At 53.9% G+C, this 10,753-nt stretch carries 11 protein-coding genes; 7 read left to right on the top strand and 4 right to left on the bottom strand.

Features of this window, described 5'->3' with window-relative positions; translation table 11 throughout:
- Positions 1-231 (bottom strand): hypothetical protein (locus GOX66_RS26245; RefSeq protein WP_237212777.1); only part of this gene is annotated, 231 nt, incomplete at its 3' end.
- Here GOX66_RS26245 and GOX66_RS26240 point away from each other — a divergent pair.
- Together GOX66_RS26240 and GOX66_RS26235 are read left to right on the top strand one after the other, a co-directional pair.
- On the top strand, positions 121-615 hold the full coding sequence (locus GOX66_RS26240) for a Na+/H+ antiporter NhaA (RefSeq protein ID WP_336509531.1): 495 nt from the start codon (positions 121-123) through the stop codon (positions 613-615). The genes GOX66_RS26245 and GOX66_RS26240 overlap by 111 nt on opposite strands.
- A complete protein-coding gene (locus GOX66_RS26235) occupies positions 510-1,076 on the top strand; it encodes a Na+/H+ antiporter NhaA (RefSeq protein WP_336509530.1) in 567 nt (188 codons plus the stop codon). The genes GOX66_RS26240 and GOX66_RS26235 overlap by 106 nt, the downstream gene beginning before the upstream one ends.
- On the opposite strand, the gene GOX66_RS24700 is transcribed toward GOX66_RS26235, so the two are convergent.
- On the bottom strand, positions 1,073-1,936 hold the full coding sequence (locus tag GOX66_RS24700; RefSeq protein ID WP_170766449.1) for a LysR family transcriptional regulator: 864 nt from the start codon (positions 1,934-1,936) through the stop codon (positions 1,073-1,075). The two genes, GOX66_RS26235 and GOX66_RS24700, sit on opposite strands and share 4 nt — an antisense overlap.
- A gap of 94 nt (positions 1,937-2,030) precedes the next feature.
- Between GOX66_RS24700 and GOX66_RS24695 the strand changes: the two genes are divergently transcribed.
- Positions 2,031-2,801 carry a sulfite exporter TauE/SafE family protein gene (locus GOX66_RS24695; RefSeq protein ID WP_170766448.1) on the top strand — a complete coding sequence of 257 codons (771 nt, stop codon included), beginning with the start codon at positions 2,031-2,033 and terminating at the stop codon, positions 2,799-2,801.
- 300 nt (positions 2,802-3,101) lie between these two features.
- On the opposite strand, the gene GOX66_RS24690 is transcribed toward GOX66_RS24695, so the two are convergent.
- Positions 3,102-4,442 (bottom strand): uroporphyrinogen decarboxylase family protein, encoded by a 1,341-nt coding sequence (locus GOX66_RS24690; RefSeq protein WP_170766447.1) that lies wholly within the window; start codon positions 4,440-4,442, stop codon positions 3,102-3,104.
- 229 nt (positions 4,443-4,671) lie between these two features.
- The gene (gene pdxR / locus GOX66_RS24685) at positions 4,672-6,183 is read right to left on the bottom strand and encodes a MocR-like pyridoxine biosynthesis transcription factor PdxR (protein ID WP_170766446.1); all 1,512 of its coding nucleotides are present in this window, start codon (positions 6,181-6,183) and stop codon (positions 4,672-4,674) included.
- Positions 6,184-6,332: 149 nt separating this feature from the next.
- Here pdxR and GOX66_RS24680 point away from each other — a divergent pair, with 149 nt between their 5' ends.
- The 4 genes from GOX66_RS24680 to GOX66_RS24665 all read left to right on the top strand — a co-directional run bounded on the left by GOX66_RS24680 (position 6,333) and on the right by GOX66_RS24665 (position 10,683).
- Positions 6,333-7,367, top strand: coding sequence for a GlxA family transcriptional regulator (locus tag GOX66_RS24680; RefSeq protein ID WP_170766445.1), 1,035 nt, complete (start codon positions 6,333-6,335; stop codon positions 7,365-7,367).
- Between the two features lie 91 nt (positions 7,368-7,458).
- Positions 7,459-8,232: an inositol monophosphatase family protein gene (locus GOX66_RS24675; RefSeq protein WP_170766444.1), complete on the top strand. Its 774-nt coding sequence runs from the start codon at positions 7,459-7,461 to the stop codon at positions 8,230-8,232.
- 4 nt (positions 8,233-8,236) lie between these two features.
- Positions 8,237-9,937, top strand: a complete 1,701-nt coding sequence (locus GOX66_RS24670; RefSeq protein ID WP_170766443.1) for a Na/Pi cotransporter family protein — start codon at positions 8,237-8,239, stop codon at positions 9,935-9,937.
- On the top strand, positions 9,937-10,683 hold the full coding sequence (locus tag GOX66_RS24665; RefSeq protein WP_170766442.1) for an N-formylglutamate amidohydrolase: 747 nt from the start codon (positions 9,937-9,939) through the stop codon (positions 10,681-10,683). The genes GOX66_RS24670 and GOX66_RS24665 overlap by 1 nt, the downstream gene beginning before the upstream one ends.
- Positions 10,684-10,753 lie beyond the last annotated feature (70 nt).

The following is a 10,753-nucleotide window of genomic DNA, read 5'->3' as shown; positions in this document are numbered from 1 at the left end:
CCAGAGAAGCCTTGCCTGATGCCACAACAGCAACAGGCACAAACGAAAAGCGGTCGTTGCCCGAGTTAAAAGATCGGCGGAATGCTGGGACCAATCGCGATCTATTTGGGGGTCGCGGCCCTGCGGGGGTCGACGACCTTTCAGGCGGTCAGCAACGGTTGGGCGATTCCCACCGCAACGGATATCGCCTTTTCGTATCTCATCGGCCGGATCGTCTTTGGCGCCGGGCATCCTGCGGTCCGTTTCCTGTTACTGCTGGCGATTGCGGATGACGCCGCAGGACTGCTCATATTGGCGGTTTTCTGTCCAACCGGAGAAATTGCACCGCAATGGCTTTTCTTGTCGATTGCCGCCGCCGTTGGTGTGTTCATTCTGGCAAACGGTTGCCGCGTAGAATGGACAGGAGAAAGCAGGATCGCCCAAATTCGACCTGGGTTCGCAATCGGTTGGGGTGTTGGCCTTATGTTATCGCCGGGGCCTTGTCGTGGTACGGATTTCAGGAAAGCGGATTGCATCCTGCGTTGGGCTTGCTTCCAATCATTCCCGCTATTCCCCATGCCGACCGCGACTTTGGTATTTTTTCTGAAGAAGAGGCACACAAGCACGATCTGTTGAACGAGATGGAGCACCGGCTGAAAGTTCCGGTGGAAGTCGTTCTTTTGCTCTTTGGGCTTGCCAATGCACGTGTTGAGTTCTCAGCGATAGGTGAAGCTACTTTGCTGGTTCTATTGGGTCTTCTGCTTGGCAAACCGATCGGCATCCTTTTGATGGGATGGTTGGCAGCGATACCTCTTGGATTCGGCTTGCCAGCAGGCATGCGCGTGGCCGATCTGTTCATTCTGGGATGTGTGGCCGCTATCGGCTTTATGGTGTCGCTCTTTGTGGCCACTGTCGCGTTTGAGGCTGGCGCCGTTCAAAACGCAGCCAAGATGGGCGCTTTACTGAGCATTGGCGCTGCAGGGATCGCCATTCTTGCTGGCCGTGTTTTGAAGGTTGAAAAGCGTGATCAGCCGGTTGATGCGTATAGTTTGGATAATACCAGCGAAACCGATGGGGATACCGTGGTCAGTCGTTAGTTTTTTGCCGCGTCCTTGGAAATTGAACGTTCCAACAAATCCGATAATAAATTGATGTCTTTGTTGTTTCTGTTAGCCGATCTGTACGCCGACAAGGCAACAGGAGCGAGCGGGGGTAAGCATCTTTCGGTTGGCAATATTCTCAACGGTTGATTGACCGTTGAAACGGGCATGACCGTGACCGCCAGGCCTGCTTGCACGAAAGCGCGTACGCCGATGGGGTGGGGGCTTAAATGTGCAATAAACCCTCTACGCCCGACGGCATCGAGCGCCTCGAAGGTATATCTACGCAGGTCTCGCCCGTCGGTTAGAAAAGCCAGTGGGACGTCCGCGCCTTTTGCAATCGAAAACTCCGGACTGGCCACCCACGCCAATGGTTGGGAGTGAACAAAGTTCCGTTCTGGCCGCTTGCCTTGGTCCATCATAAAGGCGATGTCGATGTCATCGACATCCAGTCGGTTGAGAAGGGTATCGCTCCGGTCACATTGAATATGCAACTGGACATCTGGTCTTTCGGCCGCAAATGCGGACAAAACATCAGTTACAACGGACATCGCCAGGGTTACGGTCGTGCCAAGCCGTACAATTCGCCGAGACCGTGCGGAACGAATTGTCTCAACCGCTTCGTCCGAGAGCGTGAGAATACGACGTGCATAAACAAGGAAAGCTTCACCTTCCGGCGTCAAGCTCATTGGCTGACCGCGGCCTCGTAAAAACAGTGGCCGCTGAAGTTCAGTTTCCAGTTTGGTGATATGCGCGCTCACAGCGGATTGTACTGTGTTGCGTCGTTCTGCTGCTTCAGAAAAGTTCAGAGTGTCTGCGGCGAGAACGAAACTCTTTAGGACATTCAGGTCGGGCATAAATCACGTTTACAGATTTCATGCGCAGTAAAAAACTGTTTTTCAGCTATTGCGGTGATCCGTATCAGTGCGGGCGCACTGACAGGAGCTCTACATGGATCATTCGCTGGCATTTTACATCGTCACAATCTGTGCCGTCTTATTAACAGGCATCTCCAAAAGCGGTTTTGGGGGTGGGCTGGGTATTTTGTCCGTTCCGATGATGAGCATGTTCGTGGCGCCGCAATTCGCGGTCGCCGTGCTGATGCCGGTCCTGCTGCTCATGGATATACTTGTCGCGTTTAAGTATCGAAACCAATGGAGCCCCCTTGTTATCAAGTCGTTGCTTCCTGGCGCGCTGGTAGGGCTGGCCATAGGAGCAGTTACCTTTCAATGGATGGATGCGAGCACAATTAAGTTTGCCGTTGCTGTTTTAGCAATCTTTTTTGTGACCCAGAACTTGCTCGGGAGGACGCGGGCTCAACAAAGTAAAGGGCACACAGGTACAGTTAGTTCAATATTGGGGGCTCTGTCGGGATTTGCCAGTTACGTTGCCCACGCCGGCGGGCCACCTGTCAAAGGATACCTTCTAATTCAAAACCTTGAAAAGTCCGTCTTTGTCGGCACGAACACGATTTTCTTTTTCTCGCTGAATGTAATCAAGTCGATAGGTTATGGCGCCACCGGGGTTCTCAGTTTTCAAAGCCTGGCAGTCAGCATGGCCGTAGCGCCATTTCTTTTGCTGGGTGTGTTCACGGGAATAAAGTTACACAAGTACATTGACGAGAACCTCTTCAAAAAAATTGTGTTTGGGGCGCTTCTCCTTACTGCTGCAAAGCTCCTGAGTGACAGTCTTCCTCATCTATATGCCCAAATCTTCGGATGAGATGGTGAAAATATTGAGGCATATGCCGCTTCGGGTGATGCCGGAACTTGGCAAGGCATCGTCAAGTGTTTGACCTTGCGTTAACAACTGCGTGGTTCTGCTCTGTGATCGACTTTCAATGGGGTCATGCCAAATCCGGCTCGTGACTGTTTTGAAGGCAACCAGCGCCAATAAACGAACCCTCGTCAATCCGGACCCGACAATTTGCGACGTACCCGTTGAACGACCCTAAAAAAAGGACCGGCACTGGGGCCGGTCCTAAAGTGCAGGTAGGGGATTCTACCTGACTGGAGAGATTAACTATCGGGAAGCGAATTGGATTGGGTCTGCGCCATAGACCTCTTCGAGGATGATCTCGACCAGATCGAATTGGGTATGAAGGTTGACGTCCTCAAAATAGATGTGGCTTGGCCACGCTTGGTTGACGTGATTGTCCTCGGGCAGGTCAACATTCGCACAGACATTCCGAATTGCCGCCACATGTTCACGGGCCATCAAGCGGACTTCTTGCTTGGCGGTACCAAGATCCTCGATGCTGTTGCGGTCGATCTGGGGCGATCCAATGCCCGAAGTAAGCGGCATGTTTCGATTGATCGCCTGCTCTTCATAGAACGAGATATCCACGAAATCTGCTGCCAGCCGCATGATAAAGACAGGGTTCACGCTGACTTTGGCATCGGTCAATTCCCGCAGTGCTGGGTTTTCCGACGGCGCGAGCGCGGTTGCCGCTGCGGCGTCGCCGCCGCCACGACCGCCACGTCGGCGCGAACTGCGGTCCTTTTTCTTTGCCAATGCCACGTGGTCGCCACGGTAGTTGTTGTCGAACACACGATCTGCATAGGGTTTGTCGCGCAACATGTGCCGGATTGAGCGTATCGACATATTCTTGCAATTTTCGGGTCCGATGAAGAACGGTGATCCTGATGCGTCGGACAGTTCGATCCAACCGTTGGGGAAGGTTTGGATATGGTGGTCCATCCACGGGCCCAGAACTGTGTCGCCCAAATGGTCGAGCAGCGCGTTTACCTCATCCGGGTCATGCACCACGTCGGCCAGCAACGGTTCCTGCCCGTAAATGTCAGCGGCTAAGCTGTACGGCGCAGTGATCTGCAACAGCGGTGGTAGCCCCGTCAGTTCTTCATGCACCCGCAGGATGTTGGAAATTGCGAGCGGAACACCGGTGGTGAAGTCGGGCGTCTTGAGGTCGCGCCAGTTTTCCTTGTTAATCAGCATATTGTCAGGGTCCGCGCCCGGGGGGAATTTGTCAGGATACATCATGACTTGACCCAGTGGCTCGCAGGTCCAGGCGTACAGCGCCCATGTGATGTAGAACTTATTCACCCCCAACAGGCGGCTAACCGCCAGATTCGCGCGGACATAACGGTATGGGTCTTCGTGATAATATTCGCGGGTTTCGATCCCATAAAGATCGTTCAGGACCGCCAGGGCCAGCATATGTACCGAAGCGACACTGTTTACGCGACCGGGATCTGCCTTTACGGCGAAGTTTTCATCGAATTCCCCTGCGATTGCCGCATCAAAGACATTCTTCATTTCGGCTTTTGCGCTCGGATCTTCCGACTGCCAGCGACGCAGTAGGTCAAGCCCTTTGGGAAACGCATAATCTTCGATTTTGGTCATGGATCTGCCTCAAGCATTGCGAACCTGTGGCGCGCTGTGCGCCTGATGGAGTAGAAGCTAACCAAAAGTGGACACATCAACTATACCCATTACGGAAGATTTGGTAGGCCCACTTGCACCTTTGCTACCGGGTAATTCGACCGATCTGATTGACGTGGTTTGAGTCGAAGTGCGCAGTGACGGTTTTTACGTGGTTCACGTTCCGTAGCGGGTAAATTACGAGTACGCCTCATTCTTCGGTCACTTGGATGGTAGGCATAGCAGCCTCCAGGCAACGAACAGCCCTGATTACCTTATCATTGATTTGATTTTCAGGTGCACAGGCAAACCCAAGCAAAAGTCCGGGGTCAACGGTGGCCTGATCCCTGAAAATTGACAGGGGAAGGCAATCGATCCCGGCCTCCCAGAGTTGATTGGCCAAAAACTGATCCGAGACTGAGGAGTTCGTGAAGCGAGTCACAAGATGCATCCCTGTCAGGCAGGGTTCCGGGCGCAGAATATTTGAAGCGTGGTTCTGCAAAGCGGTAACAAGCGTGTCGCGGCGCGTTTGATAGACTTGTTTCATTTTGCGGATGTGGGAGTTAAAACTGCCGTCTTCCATGAAATACGCCATTGCCTTTTGTTGTGGCAGCGAAACGTTCTGGCTCAGCAGTGTTTCCGCAGCCGAAAACGCGGCTTCGAGCCCGGAAGGACATATGAGATAGCCTAATCGCATCGCCGGAAACATCGATTTAGAAAAGCTTCCAACGTAAAGCACGCGATTTTGTTTATCCAGAGCTTTGAGTGCGGGCAGCGGCCGCTGTTCATAGTGGAATTCGCTGTCGTAGTCATCTTCGATGATCCAACTGTTCTGGGACTTGGCTACATCCAGTAATTCGAGGCGACGGGAAAGACTCATGGTCATGCCAAGAGGGTGCTGGTGTGAAGGTGTGACGAAAATCAGATTGCAGGGATCGTAGGTGGCCAGAGCGGATGAGAGGGAAAAACCTTCGGCGTCGAGGGGAACGGAACCAATGCCGAACCCGTGTAAGTTTGCCGCATCACGAAAGGCTATGTGACCCGGGTCTTCCATCCAAATCGTGTCACCGGGTGTTAGCAATGTCAGGAGAATGAGGGAAAAGGCTTGTTGCGCACCAGAAGTAATAACAACCTGATTTGGATCGCATTCAATGCCGCGACTGTCCAGGACATGAGCCGCGATGGCGGCCTTTAGTTGGTCCAGGCCACTGGAAGGACCATAACCGAGAAGAAAGCTGTCGTGGGACCGAAGTGCACGAGAGTATGCTTCGGACCAGGCGCGACGGGGAAAGAGATCCAGCGCGGGGATACCTGGGCGAAAAGCACGCACATGTGACAGGCGCGTGGTCGCCAGAGAATTCTGGATGCGCTGAACGTGAGGCGCAATCGGTCCCACCTTCGAAGTGCGTTTGCGACGACGTTTTGAGGATGACTTAATTGGGGTAATTCCAGTTGAAAGAATGGCGACATACGTTCCTGATCCGCGCCGGGTTTCAAGAAACCCTTCCGTGGTGAGTTGTTCAAATGCATTCTTTATTGTCAGTCGTGAGACACCAAGATCTGTTGCAAGCTGCCGGGTTGACGGCATTCGTGCGTTTTGGGGCAATGATCCGTCAAGAACTGCCTTTCGAATTTTGTTCTCGAGTTGACGTGTAAGCGGCATGCCGCTTTGCCGATCCAGGTTCAACATTGAGAGCATGGCACCGCCGGTCTTTTTCATCATTCGCCTCTTTCCAAAGACTGGACTTCTCTTGAAGTGGGTATATTATAAAATTTGTAATGGGTATTTTCGCATACCCACCCTTAGGGGGCAATATTGGTTCATAGCCGAGTGCGCGCGAAAGCGGGCGCCAAGTGCGAGGAGCCGGATCTATGACCAAGCATCACATCTTCTCAGATGGACATCTCAAAGTTCACCCAAGGACCAAGGGGTGTTTTGAGGTCACTATTCTGCTGACAAACGGATTCTCGTTGCTGAGCTTGGCCTCGGTTACAGATGTTCTGGGAGCTGTGAGCCTGGGTAATTCGAAAAACCAAGTACGTGTGCGGTTGTTGTCGGTAGACGGTCAGGCGGTGCAAGCCAGATCTCATGGGCATGTGTTGCCAGACGAACGACTGGACTTCACAGGAAGCGTAGGGGGTAATCTCTCTGGAAGCGATGCTGTCGTGGTGTGCTCGGGGCAGAAACTGAACACCCAGGAAGGCAAGGCCGCACTGAAAGTCGTGCGTTGGTGTCGGCGTGCGTCTGTTCCCGTTTGCCTGATGGGAGCTGCTGTGCGCGTTGCGGCGGAAACTGGCCAAATGACAAAGGGAACAGATCATTGGTCGCGAATTCCTTCCAATAGTGAATCAATGCCGCATGTTGAGTTCAGCAACTCAATTTTTGTCGAAGACGGAAACTTGGTGACTTGCTGTGGTGAATTAGGTGCAATGGACTTTGCATTGCATTGGGTCAGCACGTGTATTTCACCTTACATCGCTGGTCAGATACGCAATCATCTACTCGTCACTTCAGCGCGCAGCGCAGACCGGGCACAGACCTGTACAGTGTCCGACGCATACAAAGGGGCTCCCAAACCACTTCAAATAGCAATCAGCACCATGCTTGAAAGTCTGGAAAACTTGGAAGAGCCTCTGGCGATGGATAACGTCGCGCATAATGTAGGGTTGTCCGTTCGCCAGATAGAACGGTTGTTTTCGAGACACTTGTCGACATCGCCCGTGAAATTCTATCGCGCCAAGCAGTTCGAGAGAGCGAGAAATCTGATCGAGGATACAAACATGTCGGTGACGGAAATTGCACTGGCCTGTGGGTTTTCGTCTTTTTCGGCTTTCGGGCGCGGGTTCCGCAAACAATTTGGCCTATCGCCGGCCCGGCTGAGGTCGGTGCAGCAACCACTGACATGATCTGGAAATCAATGAGCTTTGGACAGGTTCGCAGGAAGTTACACAAGGTATGCTACTTTAGGCATCCAATACCAACAGGGGAAAACAGTTAATGACGACAGCCGGTGACATCGAAACGCATGCCGCCCGTATTGCCGAAATCGCCGGCGATGCGGCTCGCGGTTATTTTCGGGGACGGCTGGGGGTCGAGTTCAAGGCCGATGAAAGCCCTGTAACGCAGGCCGACAAAGGTGTCGAAGCAAAGGTTCGCGCGTATCTACAGGAACATTTTCCGGATCATGGAATTTTCGGCGAAGAGCAGGGGTTTGACGGGCAGGACCGGCACCAAGTCTGGATCATCGATCCGATCGACGGCACGCGGTCGTTTTTGTCGGGGCATCCCCTGTTCGGCTTTCTGTTGGGCCATTTGACCGACGGTGTGCCGCAGGTTGGCGTGATCGGGATGCCCGCTTTGAACGAGGTGTTTTTGGGTGTTCGGGGGCGGGGCGCATCTCTGAATGGTCAGGAGATCAACACGTCCCAAAAAACGCGGCTGGATCATTCGATCCTTTATGTGAACGAGGGCGACAAAATTTACCGCGATTATCCTGCAGTATTCGAGCGGCTGATGCAGTCCGGTCAAACCCGCCGTTTCGCCTATGATTGCTACCCGCATGCGTTGTTGGCGGCGGGGCATGTGGACGCGGTGATCGACTATGATCTGCAACCATACGACTACCTTCCGGTTGCGGTTGTCGTCGAAGCAGCGGGTGGGGTGATGACGGATTGGGATGGTAAACCATTGAACCTGAATTCGGACGGCAGAGTCGTTTCGGCCGCCACGCCGGAACTGCACGCTCAGTTGCTGGACCTAGTGAACGGATAATCGGATGGCAATTGTCAGTTTCATTATCCAATTGGCCGGGGCAACAATGTTGCTTCTGTTCGCGGTGCGCATGGTGCGCACCGGGATCGAGCGCAGCTATGGCGCATCGTTCCAGCGGGTAATGACCGGACAAAGAACCTATTTGCAGGCATCACTGGTCGGTGTCGTCATGGCGGTCGTTTTGCAAAGCTCCGCTGCGGTTGCGTTGTTAAGTTCGGGCTTTGCATCCAGCGGGTTGCTGGCCTTTCCTGCGGGGCTTGCGATTGTACTGGGCGGTGACCTCGGGTCGGCGCTGATCATTCAGATTTTGTCGTTCAAGCTGGATTGGCTGGTGCCTGTGCTGCTTGCCGTGGGCGGGTATCTGTTCGTCAAGACCGAGGCAAGAAAGGCGCGGCAGTTGGGCCGCATCCTGATGGGCATTGCCTTCATTCTGATTTCGTTGCGGTTCCTACGCGAAGCCATGGACCCGATCCGGGACAGTGCCTTCCTGCCGGCGATCGCCGATTACCTGGCGCGCGACTACATTACGGCCTTTCTGGTTGGCGGGGCGTTGGCCTTTGTCATGCATTCGTCGGTCGCCGCGATCCTGATGTGCGTGACACTGGTGCAAATAGGGGCCATTCCCTTTACCGCAGGTCTGTCGTTGGTTCTGGGCGCCAATTTCGGGTCTGCTTTCATTCCGGTCTGGTTGAGCCGTGGAATGGACCTGAAGGCGAGACGTATCCCCTTTGCCAATCTGGCTCTAAGGGGAAGCTGGGCAATCGCCGTTCTATTTGGAGCAAATCTTGCACTCCGTTCAGGCATAGTGGCGACGCCCAAAGGCGGGCAGATGCTGGTAAATGCGCATCTGGCCTTCAATACATCGCTTTTGATCCTGGCGTTACCATTTTGTGGGCGGCTACAGCCCCTGATGGAACGGTTTTTGCCTGAACCGAAAACCCCATCTGATTCAACCCAACCGGGGCGCCCAATCAGTGCGCTGGACCTGAACAATATCGGCAGTCCAAGCCAGGCGCTGTCCAGTCTCAAACGTGAGTTGCTTCGCATGTGCGATCTGGTCGAAACGATGTTTCGACCCTCGCTGGAGTTGTATCGTTCTGGTGATAAAGAGCAGATACAGGCCGTGCGATCGATCGATGATGATGTAAACGCCTGCCTTTCGGGCATTCGCGCTTTTGTCGCGGCTATCCCGATCAAGGATTTCGGCAAGCAAAACGCCAAGTCGGCGCGCGACATGATGGAATATGCCATCCGCCTGGAAACCGCAGGGGATGTCGTTGCTAAGCGTCTGACGGCGCTGGCCGACGACATGCGCAAGAAAGGGGCCGCCTTTTCGAAAGAGGGGTGGAACGAATTGGTTCAGATGCATGAGAGCATTCTGGCCAATCTGAAGCTGGCAACAAATGTTCTGATTTCCGACGACCTGGAAAGTGCACGTTTGCTGAGCCTTGAGAAAAGCGAGATCAAACGGGTGGAACGGCAAAGCCGCAAGCGGCATCTTCGGCGATTGCAGCACGGGACGACCGAAAGCTTCGAGACCAGCGATACGCATCTGGAAACCCTGCGTGCCCTGCGAGAATTCAACAGCCATATCTCAGCGGTTGCCTACCCGATCCTGTACCGGCACGGGCAGTTGCTGGAAACGCGCTTGATTGAAGAGATGCCGGACATGACAGAACATTCCACTGACGAGGTCAAAAACTGATGAACCCGGTGGAAATCCTGAATGCAAACGGGGTAGGACGAGTTGTTTTGCTGTGCGAACACGCCAGCCACCGGATTCCACCCGAATATGGCGGGTTGGGTCTGGCTGAGGCGGACCGGCAAAGCCACGCGGTTTGGGACCCCGGGGCACGTGCATTGTCTGTCTTGCTGTCCAAAACTCTGGATGCGCCTGTTGTCGCATCGACTGTGTCGCGGCTGGTTTACGACTGTAACCGCCCGCCCGAAGCCGCAAGCGCGATGCCTGAAAAATCAGAGCTGATCGAGGTGTCGGGAAATATCGGCCTTTCAGCTCAAGACCGGGCAGCCCGCGTCGCTGCCGTGTATGAGCCGTTCTGTCAGGCTGTTTCGCAGGTTCTGGATCAGCGCGGCCCGGATACGATTGTCGTCACCATTCATTCGTTCACGCCGATTTATTATGGACAGCCACGAGAGGTCGAGCTCGGGTTGCTGCATGATGAAGACAGCCGGCTTGTGGATGCAATGTTGGATCAGGTGGGTCGTATTCCACACCGCAAGATTGAACGGAATGAACCCTATGGGCCGGGTGATGGCGTCACTCATTCACTGCGGTTACACGCGCTCAGCCGGGGCCTGGCCAATGTAATGATCGAGGTACGCAACGACTTGATGCGTTCCGACGAGCAGGTTGCGGCGATAGCAAAAGAGATACTGGCGTTGCTTGAACCAGCGCTGAATGAAATCGCGATCATGGAGGATGAATCGTGAGTGGAATGCTCAAATTCGACGATTTGAAGTCGCAGTTTACTGCGGGTTTGGTTGATACGGTTTTGGTTTG

Source organism: Ruegeria lacuscaerulensis, assembly GCF_013031245.1.
Classification (GTDB): Bacteria; Pseudomonadota; Alphaproteobacteria; order Rhodobacterales; family Rhodobacteraceae; genus Ruegeria; species Ruegeria lacuscaerulensis_C.
This window is presented reverse-complemented; position numbering and strand designations above follow the sequence as displayed.

Coding starts and splice junctions, on each gene's coding strand:
- GOX66_RS24700 (WP_170766449.1), bottom strand. CDS start 1,936: ATGCCCGACCTGAATGTCCTAAAGAGTTTCGTTCTCGCCGCAGACACT.
- GOX66_RS24695 (WP_170766448.1), top strand. CDS start 2,031: ATGGATCATTCGCTGGCATTTTACATCGTCACAATCTGTGCCGTCTTA.
- GOX66_RS24690 (WP_170766447.1), bottom strand. CDS start 4,442: ATGACCAAAATCGAAGATTATGCGTTTCCCAAAGGGCTTGACCTACTG.
- pdxR (WP_170766446.1), bottom strand. CDS start 6,183: ATGATGAAAAAGACCGGCGGTGCCATGCTCTCAATGTTGAACCTGGAT.
- GOX66_RS24680 (WP_170766445.1), top strand. CDS start 6,333: ATGACCAAGCATCACATCTTCTCAGATGGACATCTCAAAGTTCACCCA.
- GOX66_RS24675 (WP_170766444.1), top strand. CDS start 7,459: ATGACGACAGCCGGTGACATCGAAACGCATGCCGCCCGTATTGCCGAA.
- GOX66_RS24670 (WP_170766443.1), top strand. CDS start 8,237: ATGGCAATTGTCAGTTTCATTATCCAATTGGCCGGGGCAACAATGTTG.
- GOX66_RS24665 (WP_170766442.1), top strand. CDS start 9,937: ATGAACCCGGTGGAAATCCTGAATGCAAACGGGGTAGGACGAGTTGTT.